Raw genomic sequence first — 16,118 nt, forward strand, 5'->3', positions numbered from 1 at the left:
CGGCCGACGGCACCCCGCCGGGCGGCGTGCGGACGGCCGGGGCCCGGCCGGCCGGCGCGGTGGGCGGCTCAGGAGTCGCTCCCTTCGTCGACCACGACCACCAGGGCGGTGGCGGACAAGCCGCCGGCCTGCGCGAGGACCGTGTACAGCCCCGGCCGGTCCACCTTCGCCCGCGCCGTCGACGTACCGGGAACCCCTGCGACGGGCTCCGGGAGGAGCCGTGCCGCCACCTCACCGGTCTCCGCCCGCAGCAGCCGGCAGGCGACGGCCGTGTGGTGCGCGCCGGTGACCGTCAGGGACCACTCCCGTCCGGGAGCGACCTCCGACGGCGCGCTGATCCCGAAGGACGGCGCCGGACCGGTGTCCTGGTCCGGTGCCATCCGCCCCGGCAGACGGTCCCTGACGGCGATGGACCCGCGGATCTCCGCGCCCGGCGGGTTCGGGCCGCCGGACGCGGAGGTGAGGATCTCCCGGACCAGGTTGACCACGGTCGTGCTGGAGGGGAGCGAGCCGTGCCGGCCCACGACGGGGAGGTACCGCGCGTGCGGAGGCGGCATCGCGGACCAGGTCGGCACCAGCCCGTCGCCGTCCTCGTCGACCGTCACCGGATGCCCCGCGCCGTCCCGGACGGGGGTGCCGTCGGGGCCCAGTCGCGGCACGTTCCGGAACACCTCGGCGGCGCCGCCGGCCACGGCCACGCTCTGCACGGTGGGCTGCGACGTGCCGACCACGGCGTGCAGGCGGGGCTGCCGTGCGGTGGCCGTACGGCGGCGCGCGGCGAGCGCGGCCTCCGCGAACTCGGCGACGCCGCCGACGGCCGCCACGTCGTCCGGTGTGAGCCGGCGCAGTCCGCCGTCGGCGGTGACCACGCACGGCGCGTCCGGCAGCAGGTCGTAGACGCCCGGCATGGTCCGCACCACGGCGTGCGCGGCGTGCGAGCCGGGGTCCTTCCGGTGTCCGGGCCGCGGGCCGAACAGGCTCAAGGACTGCGGCACGCCCTGGAAGGGGGTGCCGATCGCGACGACGTCCCGGGTCTCGCGGGCCAGCTCCGGGGACTGTGCCAGCGCGCTCTGGGCGACCAGCCCGCCCGTGGAGTGGGCGACGATCACCAGCTTCGGCTCGTCGGCGGGTTCCCGGTAGGCGGAGGCCAGGCGCGCCGGGTGGTACGTCCACCTCCTCAGATGCCGCGCGGCCGCCTCGGCCAGGACACGGGCGTTGCTCTCCGCCGACAGCCGCCAGTCGTACGGGAACTGCAGGACCGCCTCGTCGTGCAGGGTCGCCTCGCCGACGCAGTCGACGAGTGCGCTGTACGGTGACAGGCCGCCCACCAGGGGAACCCAGGCGGGAAGCGACAGGAGTCGGCCGGGGCGCAGCCCCGGCTCTCCCCGGAGCTGGGCCTCGGTCACGGCCAGGCGGTCGACTCCGCGGAAGCGCAGCCCTCTGCCCAGCAGCATGTTGAGGCCGCTCATCCACACGGTCTCGCCGGTCTCCTCGTCCACGAGGGTGCTGCCGGCGAACCCGGGCACGACGACGACGGCGTCGCCCGTGTAGGGGCGGTCCACCTCGTGGCGGAAGGAATGGACCAGGGTCCGGCGCCACGCGTCGAACGCTGCGGGGCGCTCGCCCAGGTAGTCGCCCACGGCGATGCCCCGGCTGACGCTGCTCACGTTCACCGACCCGGGGAAGACCTCGCCGCCGTCGCCGTCGCCCCGCACGGCCGGCCGGGCCGGTCCGACGGGCTCGGCGGACTCGCCGGGCCCGTCGGGGCCGGCCGGCCCCGACGGGCCCCGTGCCTCGTCGGCCGGCACCGGGCGGGGGGTGTTCACGACCTCCCCGGTCAGCGTCCCGAGCAGGGCGTCGTCGGGGCCCTCGGAACCGCCGACACCCAGCGAGGTGGCGGTGTACGAGACCAGCTCCGGCATCTCGTCGCCGATCTCGGCGGCGAGTTCACGGATCAGCAGGGGGTGCCGCCGGCAGGAGCGGGCGTCGAGGCCGTCCACCCGCCGCACGGTGTCCCGGCGCAGTTCGCGCGCCTCCTCCGTGTCCTCGGTGCCGCATCGCCGGTGGATCCGCAGCCGCGCCGCGGACACGGACAGCAGCCGGATCGCCATGCCGTGGCGGCTCCCCACGCGGCGTGCCTGCGCCAGCAGATCCACGGCGTCGCCGAAGCGGCCGAGGTCCTCGCAGGCGCGCGCCCCCAGCAGGGCCAGTTCCACGAACGTGCCGGGGTCCCCGGACTCCGCGGCCAGTTCCAGGGCGCGCTCGACGCGTGCGTAGGCGTCCGCGGGACGGCGCAGGGCGAGTCCCGCCCGCATGCGGAGCAGCACCAGTGCGAGGTTCCGCGCCACCAGGTGCGGCCGCTCGGACAGCACGCGCACCGCCTCGGCGGGCTGGTCGGCCGCCAGCTGGGATCTGCCCAGGCGCAGGGCCTGCCGCTCCCAGGTCTCGTCGTCGGCCTGGCCGCGCAGCGCGGCCGTGGCCGAGTTGCCGAGCTTCTCCGTGAGGTAGACCTGGGCGCACGCGGGCAGTTCGTCCATCGCGCTCTCCAGGCGTGATCCGGCCGCGTCGGTCCAGCGTCCGTCCAGGGTCCGGGTCGGCTGGCCCAGGGCGAGACGGTGGTACAGCTCCTCCGTCCGGCTCTCGACCGGGTCGTCCTCGGCGTCGAGCAGCGCGTAGTAGCGCACGGCTCTGCGGTGGATGCGGTCCACGACCTCGGGCCGGTCACGGCGGACCAGCTCCAGCATCACCCGGCGCACGTCCGCCCGGTGCACCACGGCGTCCCGTCCCGGCATCGGTTCCACCAGCGTGGCCTCGGCGCGCAGTTCGTCGAAGAGCCGCCGGGCCCGGGCCTCGTCGACATGGCCGAGTCCGCACGGCTCGGCCAGCACTTCGCGGATGACGTCGGGGGTGAGGGTGCGGACGACGAGGCCGGGGCTGGCGATGGCGCGCAGGTCCGGATCGTCGAGGTGGTCCAGGATCCGCAGGTAGAGGACTCCCTGCACCCTCTCGGCGTTGAGGGCGAGCCGGAGCTCGTTGCGCAGCCGGGGATCGTCGAGGACGTGGATCCCCCTCCGCCGTACGGCCGCGGCGGCGATCTTCAGTTCGAGCGGACTGGTTCCGACGGTGCTCATGATGTCGGCCAGCTCCCGGCGGCGTTCGGCACCCGGAGCGGCCGCGGTGTCGCCGGCCTCGTCGGTCAGTTCGCGCTGCAGGAAGGACAGGGCGGTGTCGTGGTCGAGTCCGTCCAGTCGCAGGCTCTCGAAGGCGGCGGACTCCACCGGTGCCCGGCCGGCCGCGAGGACCCGCAGCCCCGGGTGCGCCTGGTGCAGGCGGGTGAGGAGGTCCAGCAGGCGTTCCACGGCGACGGGGCCGGTGCGCTGCACCTGCTCGAAGGCGTCCAGGGCGAGCAGCCACGGCCGGGTGGTGCCTCCGGTGACGGATGTGACGAGTGCCGCGAACGCGTCGATGAGCGTCAGTTCGTCGCGCCGGTGGGCGGCCCGGGGGCCCAGACGTCCCTCCTCGGAGCGGGTGAGCCGGTCGGCGGTGAGCGTGTGGGACAGCTCCCGTTCCAGGTCCGCGGTGCGGGCGGCGAGGCGGGGGTGGAGCAGGCCGAGCTGGCGTACCGCCTCGGCCACGAGGGTCAGGGGGCGTTCCGCGACGAGGTCGTGCCGGTCGAAGGTGAGATACAGGCAGGGCATGGCGGCGGGCGGCGGGGCCGGCTGCGGCGTCCCCTGGCGGAGGGCGTCCTCGTGTGTGGCGCCCGACCGGGTGGGGCCGTCGGTGCGGTCCAGCACGAAGCGGGCGACGAGGGTGGACTTGCCGACGCCGCCGGGTCCGTGCACGAACACCCGGGCTGCACCGCTGCGCCGCGGTGCGGGCGGGCCGCCGTACGGCCCGTCGTCGAGGCGGGCGCTGAGCCAGGACAGCTCCCGGGTGCGCCCGGCGAACCGGGGGCCCGCGAGGGCGTGCAGGGGTTGCAGCAGGCGGGCGCGGCCCAGCGCCCGCTCGATCTCCTCGCGGTGCGGCAGGGCGACGCCGTCCCGGGCGAGTGCGTCCCGGGCCCGCGGGGCGTCCCGGAACCAGCCGACCACGCTCAGCGCGGTGTACAGCTCGTCGAAGCTCTGCTCGCCGAGCGGCGCCAGGTCGCGCCGCAGGAGCCGTACGGCCCAGGCGCACGCCGGGTCCTCGGTGCCGCCGGGTGCGGACTCGGCGGCCGCGAGCAGCCGGTCCCGGGTGCGGAGGCCGTCGAGCGTCCGGGCCCGGGGCGCGGGGGCCAGGGACCAGCGCCGGCCGTGCGAGGTGGTGGTGCGGGTGCACTCCTCCAGCAGGAAGTCCTGCAGAGCGGCAGCGCGGGTGCCGTCGTCGTCCGCGCGGGCGAGGCCGGCGGCGGCGAAGGAGGACAGCAGGGCGGTCCGCTCCCGCAGGCCGCGGCGGTCGTCCTCGGTGGGCGGCCCGTCGGGGCCGGCCGGCGGGCTAGGCACGTCGGGCACCTCCACAGTCGTACTGCTCGCGGGCCCAGGACGCGGCGGCGCGCTGGAGTCCGTCCGTCATCGGCAGCTCCTCGTCGACGGCGACCGGCGGGCAGCCGCCGAGGCTGCTGAGTTCGCCCGCGAGGTGGTCGGCCTGGTCGGGGTCGAGGGGCCGGCCCGCCTCCTTGGCGACGGCGAGGACGTAGTCGTGCAGGTCCTTGCCGACGAGGGGGCCGAACTCCTCGTGGGAGACGTAGGAGTGGAGATCGTCGGGCAGCCAGCCGTCGTAGGCGAGCAGCACGAGACGGAGCCGGTCCGCCATCTCCTCCTCGACGACGGCGGCGACCAGCCGGGTCAGGGCCCTCAGCGCCGGTTCGGTGAAGCGCACGGCCTGCGAGTCGTCGATCACCAGCCAGTGGCCGGGCTCCGCTCCGCCGGCACCCGCCCGCCGCTCGCTCAGCACGTTCCCGATCTGGTTGACCAGGCTGCGGGCCTGGCTGTCCTCGGAGGTGTTGGGGTCGAGGGTGAGGTTCCAGCCGAACAGTTCCCGCAGGGTGTGCCCGATGTCCGCGACGCGCACCGGGGAGCAGTAGTCGCTCATGCGGATCCGGCGGCGGTCGAGGCCGTGGCTGTCCAGCACGTGGGCGATGAGGTACCAGCTGTGCGTCCTGCCGGAGCGGCGCCCGCCCTGCACGGCCAGCACGCGGTTGCCGTCGCCGTTGACCATGCTGTGCAGGGTGGCGCGGAAGCCGAGCCGGTCGATGAACGCCCGCCGGCGGTTGTTGACCAGGTACGCGGAGCAGGGGTCGGCCTCCTGGGCGGCGGTCCGCTCGGAGAGCAGGTACCCGAAGACGGGGTAGGCCCTGGTGTCGGGGTCCTCCGCGGCCCGCTCGACCAGGGCCCGCAGCAGGCCGGCGGGCGCGGCGGTCTCAAGGGCCTCCGGCCACACGTCCGCCATGCCGCCGTCCCAGTTGATGTCGGCCTCCCGGATGCCGGCGGAGAGGATGAGCCGGCGTGCGCGGTGCTTGGCGCCGTAGACGACGATCAGGTCTCTGAGGAGGGTCCTGGCGCGTTCGTCGTCGAGGTTGAACGTGCGTTCGTCGATCAGCGCGGCCATCGGCTCACACCAGCCGCTTGCGGGTGAGTCCGTCGACGACACGCTCGGTCCGCAGTCCCTCGTTGCGGTACTCGGCCGGTCCGTCGTCCCCGCCGATCCTGCACCAGTTGCGGTGCAGGGCGACCAGTCCCCAGTGCTCGTCGAAGACCGGGGAACCGGACGAGCCCTGCTCCGTGTCGGTCCAGTACTGGACGACGGAGTCGTCGACGTGCCGGACGACGTTGTGGCGCGCGGCGAGCTTCTTCACGCCGCCGTGCGGGTGCTGGATGATGTAGACCCTGTCGTCCACGGCCACCGGCACGTGGTCCGGGAGGGGCACGCACACGGCGTCCCCGGGGAGTTCCGCGGCCGTGCGGACGACCGCCCAGTCCGGCCCGGGCTCGCCGACGGCGGACGCCGGGTCGCAGGGCACCACGTCGTGTTCGCGGATCCGGCCACCGAGGTCCGCCTCGTAACCGAACCAGGCCTCCACGGCCCGGGGCGGCGCACCCGAGCGGTCGTACAGCACATGGTGATTGGTCAGCAGCAGGTCGTCCGCGATGCGGAACGCGGTGCCGTGGTACCGGGCGCCGTCGGCGGCGGTGACGCGCAGCCGGCAGACCGCGCCGGCCAGTTCGGTGCCCCGGCGCAGGAACACCACGTCCTGGAGGGTGCTGGTGCGGAAGATCTGCCGTTCCCGTTCGTCGGGGTCCGTGAAGTACCGGAACTCGGGGGCGTCCCCCGACGGGCGGGGCGCCTCGACCAGCGGGTGTGCGTCGAGGAGTTCGCGCACCCGGTCGGCGACCGCCCGGTCGGGCCCGGAGGTGACGGCGCCCAGCAGGGCCCGCAGCCGCTTCTGGTTGCTCGCCGCCGTGAGGAGGTCGAACCAGACGCTCATCGCGGGCCTGTCGAGGTCGACCCAGCCGGTGTCCACGCCGGCCTCTCTGGCCAGTTGCTCGGTCCGCCCGGAGCGGCTGTAGACGCCTGCGAGCAGGTCGCGCAGCTCGCGAGCGCCGGGCGCGCTCCAGTCGAACGGTACTCGGTCCACGAAGTGGGTCATCGTCATTCGCTCTGTGTCGGTCGGCGGTGAGAGGGCGGGTGGCGAGAAGGCGGGTGGTGAGAAGGCGGGTGGTGAGAGGGCGAGTGGTGAGAGGGCGAGTGGTGAGAGGGCCGGTGGTGAGAGCGCGGGGCGTGGGCCGGTGCCGGCGGTTGCGGCGGGCGGGCCGGGCGGTCGGGGTCAGGACTGCGGCAGGAAGGACCAGTGGTCGCCGTCCGGGTGGGGTGTCCGGGCGAGCCCGAAGCGCTGACCGGGCCGGTGCCCGTGCCGGAACAGCCCGTGCAGATCGGCGAGTACGGTGGCGTGGTTGCCCACGTAGGAGTGGCCGAGGAGGTCGGTCCCCAGCGCCGTGACGTCGATGGTGTCCAGGCCGGGCGCCACGATCACCGAGTCACCGGCCTGCCCGGCCCGGGGGAAGTCCGACAGCCTGCGGGCCGCGGCCAGGGCGCGGTCCCGGTCCGAGACGTACAGCGTGCAGGTGCGGGCCTGCCGTACGGCGGCCGGGAGCAGTTCGCGGAACACGTCGGCGTCGACGTCGGGGGCGGCGAACACGATGTGGCCCAGCCGCCCGCCGTCCGGCGGCGGCGCGGTGGTGCCGAGGCCCGACAGGCCGTCGGTGAGCACCCGGTTGCCCATGCTGTGGGCGATGATGTGGACCTGCCGCACGCCGGTCCGGGTGAGCAGCGTGCGCAGGAAGGTCCGGAAGTACGGGACCGCGCGCCGGGCGGCGTCCCCGTCCGCCGGGTAGTCCAGCACGCCGCCCTTCGAGGCCCAGCTGTAGAGCAGGACCGGGCCGGTGAAGTTGAGGTCGTAGGCGATCTGGGCGGCGCTTCTGGCGGCGTCGGCGAAGGTGACGTGGTAGCCGTGCACGAACACCAGCGCCTCGCGGTCCGTGCCGTGGTCCAGCTGGGTGCGCACCCGCCCGGCGAAGGTGTCCTCGTCGGTGGGCTCGGTGGCGGCGAGCAGCACGTCGCGGGCGGGGTCGGGCCGGAACCGCAGTCGCCACCAGCGGGGTTTGCCCGCGGTGCCGACCGTCCGGTCGTCCGGCACGCCCACCGTGGCCTGCCCGTAGGAGAGTCGACCGCGCCGCGAACCGTAGACGTCCGGGCTGCCGTCGTCGGGGGCGCGGTCGGTGCCGTACAGGACGGGCACCAGCAGCGAGCGCCGCACGGGAGTCCAGTAGTCCGGTGCGGCCGCGGGTCCGAACCGCTCCTGGCCACGGGCCAGCCGGTCGAACTCCGCGTCCAGCCAGGCTCCCAGGGGCGGCCGGGCCTGTAACGCGGCCTCCACGGAGCGTGCCGCGTCCTGGAGCGCGTCGAAGGTCTCGGGGGTCACCGCGGGCCGCTCCGCCGCGGCGGCCTCGCAGGCCCGGTCGAAGGCCCGTAACCCGGCCAGTACGGCGTCCTCGAGGTCCGCGAGATCCTCAAGGCCCGCCCGATTCCAGGGACTGCCGGACCTCCTGGGATCCCCGCCGTCCCCGGGATCCGGCGCGCCGGCACGGTCGACCACTGCCGGCCAGATCGCCGCCACCGCCGGTACCAGCGGCCCCCACTGCTCCACAGCCCCTCCCCCGAAGAGCGCCCGGCGCCTCACTCCCGGACCCGCGCCACTCACGACGCAGCATACGGGGTACGCCCCTGTGGGCAGGGGCGGTTCGCACCGCATGAGACCGTGCGCCGGACGCGCGCCCCCTCGGGCAGCGGGCGGCGCACCGGCCGCGGGTGGCGCGGGTGGCCCGGTCGGGGTGGGCGCTCCGACCGGGCCGTGGTACCGCGGGGCGCGGGGTCAGGCGCAGGTGCCCGCGGGCCGGGAGCGGGTCACCACGCTGCTGACGCCGGTGGTGGCGTCGAGCCACAGCACCCGGGTGCCGGCCCCGGCGACGGGCGTCAGCTGCTCTCCCCGGTTGCAGGAGACCCGCCGCCGGAGCGCCTCACCGCCCGGACGGGCCGGCGAGAACTGCCAGAGCTTGGTCAGGGACTCGTTGCGCAGCACCGTGTCCGGGGGCCTGGCCGCCACGGTCACCGCCTCGGGCGAGGCGGTCAGCGCCACGATGCCGAGGGCCTGCGGGCCGGTCTCGGGGCTGAGGTCGGTGATGTCCGAGCCGTCGAGGCGGGCGCTGCGCAGGGCCGTGGTACCGCTGGTCCAGTCCTCGTCGACCAGCCAGTGGACGCGGTCGCCGCCGATGGCGGTCGGGCCGAGAGCGGTTCCGGGCACGGCCCGCTGCACGACGGTGTCGGCACCGGTGGCCAGGTCCAGGACGCGGGTGCTGTACTCGTACCCGTCCGGGGCCCGCCGGGTCTCCTGGTAGGCGATCCGGCCGCCGGCGAGCGACGGGAAGCTCGTCCGGTGGTGGCGGCCCCCGCCGAGGCGCACCGGCTCGCCCGGGTTGCTCATCCGCAGGTGGACCACGTTGTGCAGACCGGCGCCGTCGCTGTGCTCGAAGACGACGACGTCGCCCTCCACCGCCAGGCCGGAGCCCGCGCTGCGGCCGGACCACAGGGTCCTGACCGGTCCTCCGGACAGTGGCCTGGCCAGGATGTCCACGGACTCCTCGCCGTACGCCTGCCACACCACGGTCCGGCCGTCGGTGGCCGGGTTGACGTGGTAGCGGCCGTCGTTGGGGCTGACCAGCCTGAGACGGCCCCTGCCGTCGGTGCGCCCCGCCCACACCGAGTAGGGTTCGGCGCCGGCCTCGTCGGACCGGGACGCCACCCACCAGGAGCGGCCGGCGCCGAGGGCGGAGTCGGTGGTGTTGACCCGTTCGAGCAGCACGTCGCTGTCGATGCCGAGGGCGCGTTCCCAGCGGGGCACGATGCCGTGCGCGTCGAAGGCGCGCCGGACGTCGCGGAGGTCCTGGCCGCGGATCCCCAGGGCCTTGGCGGCCGCGATCACCGCGGCGCGGCCCTGGGTGAAGCCGTCGAGCGGGGTCAGGTACTCGGTGAGCGCCTTGTAGACGACGGCGTCGGCACGCGTGGGTCCGAGATCCTCCCGCACGTCCCACAGGGCCCCGGAGAAGATGGTGGAGTTCAGGTGCACGCCGCCGTTGTCGGTGCCGAAGCCGACACCGAGGAACGATCCGGCCGTGGTCCGGCCGTCGTTCTGGTCGCGGAACGCGCACGTGCGGGGCGCCTTGGTACGGCACAGCGTCTCGCCCAGGAGCCCGGCGTCGGGGTCGTCCATGGGGGTGCCGTACACGTGTGTCTCGATGGCGTTGCCGAAGTAGTCGGCGATGGCCTCGTTCATGGCGCCCGACTGGCCCGCGTACACCAGGTCGGCGGAGTGGGAGATCACCCCGTGGGTCAGTTCGTGGCCGACGACGTCGAGCGCGGCGGACAGGGGGCGGTGCTCCTCGTCGCCCGTCCCGTAGGCGATCTTCTCTCCGTCCCAGAAGGCGTTGACGTAGGGCTGTCCGAACCAGGTGATGCCGACGAGGGAGTTCACGCTCATCCCGTGCCCGTCCAGGCTGTCGCGGCCGAAGGTGTCGCGGTAGTAGTCGTAGACCTGTCCGGCGGCCCAGTGGGCGTCCACCGCGCCCGAGTCGGTGGCCTCCGCCCCGAACTCGGGGGCCGGCGAGGCGAACTCCCGTATGCCGTCGGGCCACTTGCCGATCACATCGGACGCCCAGGTGCCGCGGGCGTCCCAGGTGGCCAGGGCGCGGCCGGAGCGGCCGGGCCGGGAGCCGTCGCGCAGCACGTAGGCGCCGCGGGCGTCGTCGAGAGTGATGTGCAGGGCGGCGGTTCGTCCGTTCAGGCGGGTCCCGGAGCCCTCGGCCCGCCCTCCGGGCTGCACGTCCTCGACGGCGCGGGCGGCGACGCCCGCGGCGGGCGCGGCAGGCGCGGCGGGCGCGACGGGCGCGACGGGCGCGGCGGGCGCGGCGGGCGCGGCGGGCGCGGCGAAGGTTCTGATGCCGCTGTACTGGAGCACCGGGTAGCCGGCCCGGGCGTCGATGTACACCTCGCGCAGCACCGGCTCCGCCGAGGCCGGATCCTGGCCGCGCACGGTGACGTGCCGGGTCAGGACCCCGCGGCCGGCGGGCAGCACGACCAGGCCCCGGGAGATGCCGTCGAGTTCGGGGGCGTCCGGGCCGCCGCCGGCCGCCGCGGTGAACCGCTGCCCGTCGAGGGCGGAGCGCACGGCGTCGACGGCCCGTTCGACGGCGAGCGCCTCGCCGACGTCCGCGGTGGTGCCGGTGCGCAGGCCGGTGAAGTACTTCCCCGAGGTGCCGGTGACGACCCTGGTGCCGCCCTGTCGCTCCATGCGGACCACGTACTGTCCGCCGAGCACCGGTACGCCGTGGTGTTCCTGCCGCAGCCGGACCGTCTCATGGCCGTCCCCGGTGACGGTGGTGACCGGCTCCAGGTCTCGCTGCGGGGCGGGGATCCGGTAGCGGTCCCGCTGCCCGGCCAGGTAGGCGGTCGCCGCGTCCGCGGCGGTCCGTGCGGCCGGGGCGCGCTCCCTGATGCCGTCGACGAGGGCCGGGGTGCCGGTGCGCTGCCCGGGGATCACCTCCCCGGCGCCCGGTGCGGGCCCCGGCCCCGGCGTGCTCGCGACGGCGGCCGGTGCCGGGACGAGGAGTGCGGCGACGCCGAGGAGCGCCGCCGCACCGGACATGCCGCTTCGCCGGACCCTGCCGGCCGTTCCTGCTCGCGCTGTGCGTAACCCTGCCGAACTCCTGGAACTCGTGCCGGGCAGACGCATGTTCCCCCCATCTCCACACCAGTGGAATGCGGTTCCCTCCGGCCGCCCTGCGCAGCCGGGCAGGGACATGAAACCGGCGGTGCGGCGGGGCATCAATGAGGCCCGGGCCGCCGCGGGCGACTTCCGGCCCCCCGTCCGGGGCCGTCCGGGACGGCCGTCTCCCGGCCCCCGGCTTGGCGCGGCGGGCCCCTGGGGGCGCGGCGGCCGTCCGGGCCGCCCCGCGGCCCGCGTACCCCCGAGACCTGAAATCGTCCGTGCGTACGAGGGTGCCGGCGGGCAGGGGACGGGCGGGTCACCGCGGGCGGACGCCGGGTCGGCGCCCCGCCCGGCGGGTCACGGGAAGGTCAGCTTGAAGCTGTTGATGTAGCCGGTGTCGTACCGGGCGCGGTCCTGCACGCGCAGCTGCCAGGTGCCGTTCGCGACCTCGGAGGAGGCGTTGACGGTGTAGGTGGCCCGGACGTTGTCGGCGCTGTCGTAGGGCGAGTAGGGCTTGAGGTTGTAGACGCTGCCGTCGGGGGCGACCAGGTCGACGACCAGGTCACCGCGCCAGGTGTGGATGATGTCCACGCCCACCGCCAGGTCGGCGGGGGCGTTGCCGGGGATGCCGGTGACGGTGACGGAGGAGGTCACGGCGGGGCCGTTGTCCGGGATGGCCACGTCGGTGGTGTTCTCGAACACGGTCCCGGTCGGCGGCGTGGTCGTGCCGGACGACAGGGTCCAGATCGCGTGCGCGATGGCGTCGCTGTTGCGGTCCAGCGCCGTGTCGTTGATGTTCGAGGTCGTGTCGCACGAGGAGTGGTAGCAGCGGTCGAAGGCGGTCGTGGTACCGCCCCACTTCTGCACCTGCGCCGAGGTCTTCGTGCGGCTGGCGCCGGTGAACAGCCCGCCGACGGGTACACCGGCGTTCTTGAAGGAGGCGTGGTCGGACCGGCCGTCGCCCTCCGTCTCGATCTCGGTGGGGACGCCGAGGCCGGCGAAGTAGTCCTTGAAGGTCTTCTCGATCGCCGGGTCGTCGTCGTAGACGAAGTAGCCCGGGTTCGGGGAGCCGATCATGTCGAAGTTCAGGTAGCCGCTGATCTTCGCGCGTTCGCTGGAGGACAGGTTGTTCACGTAGTACTTCGATCCGACGAGGCCCAGCTCCTCGGCGCCCCACCAGCCGAACCGGAGGTGTTTGTCGGGCTGGTAGCCGGCCCGGGAGACGGCGAGGGCGGTCTCCAGGATCGCCGCGGAGCCGGAGCCGTTGTCGTTGATGCCCGGGCCGGACGTCACCGAGTCGAGGTGCGAGCCCGCCATGACGACCTGGTTCGGGTCGCCGCCGGGCCAGTCGGCTATCAGGTTGTATCCGGTGCTGCCGCTGTAGGAGAACTGCTGGACGGTCGTGGTGTAGCCGGCCGCGTCCAGCTTCGCCTTCACGAAGTCGACGGACGCCTTGTAGCCGGTGCGGCCGTGGGCGCGGTTGCCGCCGTTGGCGCTCGCGATGGACTGGAGGTCGGACAGGTGCTGCCTGACGTTGGCCACCGGGATGTCGGGGGCGGCCACAGCGGCCTGCTCGGCGGTGGTGGCGGCGGTGGCGGGGACGGCTCCGGCGAGCAGCCCGGCAAGGGCGACGCCGGCGACCGCGAGGGCACGCTTACGAACGGAGAGGTTCATGTGTGGGGGCTCCGTGATTCCGAACTGGGGATGGGTTGCGGAACGTGCGAGACGCCCCGCGGCGGATGGGGTGCGGGGCGCTGGAGCTGTGTGGTGCCGATGCCTGTGTCTGTGTGTGCCTGTGCCTGTGTGTGCCTGTGTCTGGTGCGGCCGTGCGAGCTGAATGTTCGGTGAATCTTTGACTTGCCGTCAAGACCGCCAACCGGGCGGAGGCGTCCGCTGAGCGGACACCGGGCGGACGCCGCCCGTTCGGCCAGCGTGAGCGAGACGGACGACCCGTCAGCGCCCATGTGATCTGCATCACAGGTATCCGTGCGGGCCGTTCGGCGACACCCCGTGTCCCTGACGGACGAAAGGGACTCGGGTTCCGATACTGGACGTATGCCCGGTCACCTCCGCGACAGGGTCCTGCCGGACCGTCAGCGCCGCTCCATGGAGAACCTCCAGGACGATCTCGACCTGTCGTCAGGGGACAGCCGGTCGAAGCAGTCGGCCTTCTGGACGATGCTGACCCTGTCCTCCGTGATCGCCGCGGGCGGGATCCTGACGGACTCGACCGCCACCGTCATCGGCGCCATGATCATCGCGCCGCTCTCCACGCCGATCATGGGCATCGCCCTCGGCGCCGTACAGCGCCGGCACACCAGCGCGCTGACGTTCGTCACGCTGGGGTGCCTGCTGGTCGTGCTCGTCGGCGCCGTGGCCTCACTGGCCGTGCCGCAGTCCTACGACCTGCTGTCCAACAGCCAGATCTCCAGCCGCACCTCCCCCGGACTGATGGACCTGATCTCCGCGCTGGCCACGGGCTTCGCGGGGGCCGTCGCCCTGGCCCGCAAGGACGTGGCCGCCGTGCTGCCGGGCGTGGCCATCGCGATCTCCCTCGTACCGCCCCTGGTCGTCACGGGTGTGTGCGCCGGCCAGGCCGCCTGGTGGCTGGCGCTCGGCTCGGGGGTGCTGTTCCTGTCCAACCTGCTCGCCCTGGTCTTCGCCGGCATGGTCGTCTTCGCGGCGCTCGGGTACTCCGCCGAACCGGAGCGGCAGGCCGGGCGGGCCCGGCGCCGCGCCTACGTCATGCTCGGGCTGCTCTTCACGGCCGTGCTGCTCCCGCTGGCCGTCAACACCGTCACCACCGCGCTGCTCAACGCCTGGACCTCCCGGACCAAGGACGCGGCCGAGCGGTGGCTCGCGGACGACCCCGGCGCCACGGTGACCAAGGTGGAGGCGCAGTCGCGGACGTTCTACGTCCATGTCCGCAGCCCGGGCGACCTCCCGCCGATCGAGGACCTGCTGCACGACCTGGAGGGCGAGATCCCCGACGGCATCCCCGTCGTGGTCGACGCCACGCGCGGCCGGGAGATCGCCGCCGGGAAGGTCGGCGACTGACCCGGGCACCCCGCGCCCGGGGGCCGGCCGACGGCGGGAGCCGCGTGCCGCCGCGGCGGCGGGCCCTCGGCGCGGACCGATGTTTGTGCCGCCCCTGACGGGTCACCCCGAAGGACGAGGGTGTGCGGGCCGACCGTGTGCCGGGCGGGCACGGGACGGACGCCCGTTCGGACGCCCGTCACCCGGCCGTCGGCCGTCGGCGTGCGCCGCCGGCTGCCGGCACGGGCATCGCCACCCGCACACCCGGGCCCGTGTCCGCGCCCGCGGACACGGGGTGAAGCGAACGCACAGGCAGAGCAGAGGGGTGTCGAGATGGAGTGGTGGACCTGGCTCATCATCGCCCTCGCCATCCTCCTCGCGATCGCCGTCGGCGCCCTGGCACTCCAGGCCCGGCGCCGGTCCGGCGGCGTCATCGCGCAGGGGCGACGGCCTCCAGGCGGAGGAGTGCACAAGCCATGACGGAGTACATGCGCACCAGCGGCATCGTCGGCCGGCCGGTCGTGACCCTGTCCGGCGACGATCTCGGACAGGTCAAGGACGTCGTCTTCGACGCCTCCACGGGCAGTGTCCGGTGCTTCACGCTGGCCGGCCGCGGGCTGCTCGCGGGGCCGCTGCACCGCGCGCTGCTGTGGAGCAACGTCCACGCCCTCGGGCCGGACGCGGTCATGGTCCGCGACGAGGAGGCGCTGGAGGAGGACGACACCGCCGCCGGCCCCGGAGAGGACGAGAGCGGCGGGGTGAACATCCTGGGTGTCGCGATGACGACCCGGGGCGGCACTCAGGTGGGCACGGTGACCGATGCGGTCGTGGCGACGGGCAGGAGGCCCTCCGTGGCGGGCTACGAGGTGGAGAACGCCGAGAAGCAGCGCGTACTGCTGCCGGTGACGGGCTCCCTCACCGTCTCCGGCGAGCGGGTCCTCGTCCCCGACGCCGTGGCCCAGCACAGCGCGGGCGACCTGGACGGCTTCGGCACCGCGGCCGAGGGCCTGCGCCGACGCCTGCAGCAGGACCCGCAGGAGGACTGAGCGATGCTGTTCTCGAAGACCCGGGGCAGGGCCGTGATGGATCTCGCGACGGCCGACACGGTCGGTACGGTCTCCGCGTGCACGGTCGCGCCCTCGCCCGCGCGGATCGCCGGTCTGCGCCTGAAGACCCCCGGCCGCGGCCACCACACCCTGGTGTGGGAGGACGTCCGCTCGTTCGGGCCCGACGCCGTCGCCGTCGAGGAGGCCGGCCGTGTCCGCGACGAGAAGGAGATCGCCCCCGACGAACACGCCCACGCCACGCACGATCCCGTCGGCAAACCGGTGCTGACCGAGACGGGTGTCGAGCAGGGGACCGTGACCGACGTCGACTTCGACGAGGAGTCCGGGCACATCGCCCACCTGGTCGCCGGCGAGCGCCAGATCCCCGGGGACGACCTGCTGGGCGTCGGCACCTACGCGGTGGTCGTGTCCTCGGAGCCGTGAGCACGCCCGGACCGGCGGAGAGCGCGGCCCCGGCGGCGGTCCGACGGGAACGCTCCGGCGGGATCCGTACGGCGGGGCGCGCACGGCTCGCGGTGCGCGTCGGCCGCGCAACGGCCGCGCGGCAGCGGCGCGTCACCCCTCCGGCCGGCCCCGCACCGCTCCCGGGCGCCCCGGCCGCCTCGGTGGCTTCCCTCTCGCCCCGCCCGCCGCGGCCAACATGGCGGAGAAGGGACCCCGGCGGCCGGGATGGGCGCACAATGCTGCTGTGCAGAGCTGGTGTCAGCCCGGGAGCGGTC

Annotated in this window: 10 protein-coding genes; 4 read left to right on the top strand and 6 right to left on the bottom strand. The window is 74.6% G+C overall.

Going from position 1 to position 16,118, the window contains the following annotated elements; translation table 11 throughout:
- Positions 1–68: 68 nt before the first annotated feature.
- The 6 genes from AC5K6T_RS16935 to AC5K6T_RS16960 form a co-directional block, all read right to left on the bottom strand.
- On the bottom strand, positions 69–4,481 hold the full coding sequence (locus AC5K6T_RS16935) for a hypothetical protein (protein WP_493209892.1): 4,413 nt from the start codon (positions 4,479–4,481) through the stop codon (positions 69–71).
- Entirely contained in the window at positions 4,474–5,586 is a 1,113-nt protein-coding gene (locus AC5K6T_RS16940) for an effector-associated domain EAD1-containing protein (RefSeq protein WP_493209893.1), read from the bottom strand. Before AC5K6T_RS16940 ends, AC5K6T_RS16935 begins: the two co-directional genes overlap by 8 nt.
- A gap of 4 nt (positions 5,587–5,590) precedes the next feature.
- A complete protein-coding gene (locus AC5K6T_RS16945; RefSeq protein ID WP_493209895.1) occupies positions 5,591–6,631 on the bottom strand; it encodes a trypsin-like peptidase domain-containing protein in 1,041 nt (346 codons plus the stop codon).
- A gap of 171 nt (positions 6,632–6,802) precedes the next feature.
- The gene (locus AC5K6T_RS16950) at positions 6,803–8,182 is read right to left on the bottom strand and encodes an alpha/beta hydrolase (RefSeq protein ID WP_493209897.1); all 1,380 of its coding nucleotides are present in this window, start codon (positions 8,180–8,182) and stop codon (positions 6,803–6,805) included.
- Positions 8,183–8,407: 225 nt separating this feature from the next.
- Positions 8,408–11,233, bottom strand: coding sequence for a M4 family metallopeptidase (locus AC5K6T_RS16955; RefSeq protein WP_493209899.1), 2,826 nt, complete (start codon positions 11,231–11,233; stop codon positions 8,408–8,410).
- A gap of 420 nt (positions 11,234–11,653) precedes the next feature.
- Positions 11,654–12,970 (bottom strand): M28 family metallopeptidase, encoded by a 1,317-nt coding sequence (locus AC5K6T_RS16960; RefSeq protein ID WP_493209901.1) that lies wholly within the window; start codon positions 12,968–12,970, stop codon positions 11,654–11,656.
- Between the two features lie 381 nt (positions 12,971–13,351).
- Between AC5K6T_RS16960 and AC5K6T_RS16965 the strand changes: the two genes are divergently transcribed.
- The 4 genes from AC5K6T_RS16965 to AC5K6T_RS16980 all read left to right on the top strand — a co-directional run bounded on the left by AC5K6T_RS16965 (position 13,352) and on the right by AC5K6T_RS16980 (position 15,822).
- The gene (locus AC5K6T_RS16965) at positions 13,352–14,353 is read left to right on the top strand and encodes a DUF389 domain-containing protein (RefSeq protein ID WP_493209903.1); all 1,002 of its coding nucleotides are present in this window, start codon (positions 13,352–13,354) and stop codon (positions 14,351–14,353) included.
- A gap of 312 nt (positions 14,354–14,665) precedes the next feature.
- Positions 14,666–14,812, top strand: coding sequence for a hypothetical protein (locus AC5K6T_RS16970; RefSeq protein WP_493209905.1), 147 nt, complete (start codon positions 14,666–14,668; stop codon positions 14,810–14,812).
- Positions 14,809–15,378 carry a PRC-barrel domain-containing protein gene (locus AC5K6T_RS16975; RefSeq protein ID WP_493209906.1) on the top strand — a complete coding sequence of 190 codons (570 nt, stop codon included), beginning with the start codon at positions 14,809–14,811 and terminating at the stop codon, positions 15,376–15,378. Before AC5K6T_RS16970 ends, AC5K6T_RS16975 begins: the two co-directional genes overlap by 4 nt.
- A gap of 3 nt (positions 15,379–15,381) precedes the next feature.
- Positions 15,382–15,822 (top strand): PRC-barrel domain-containing protein, encoded by a 441-nt coding sequence (locus tag AC5K6T_RS16980; RefSeq protein WP_493209908.1) that lies wholly within the window; start codon positions 15,382–15,384, stop codon positions 15,820–15,822.
- The last annotated feature ends 296 nt before the right edge of the window (positions 15,823–16,118 follow it).

Source organism: Streptomyces sp. B8-7, from assembly GCF_058833805.1.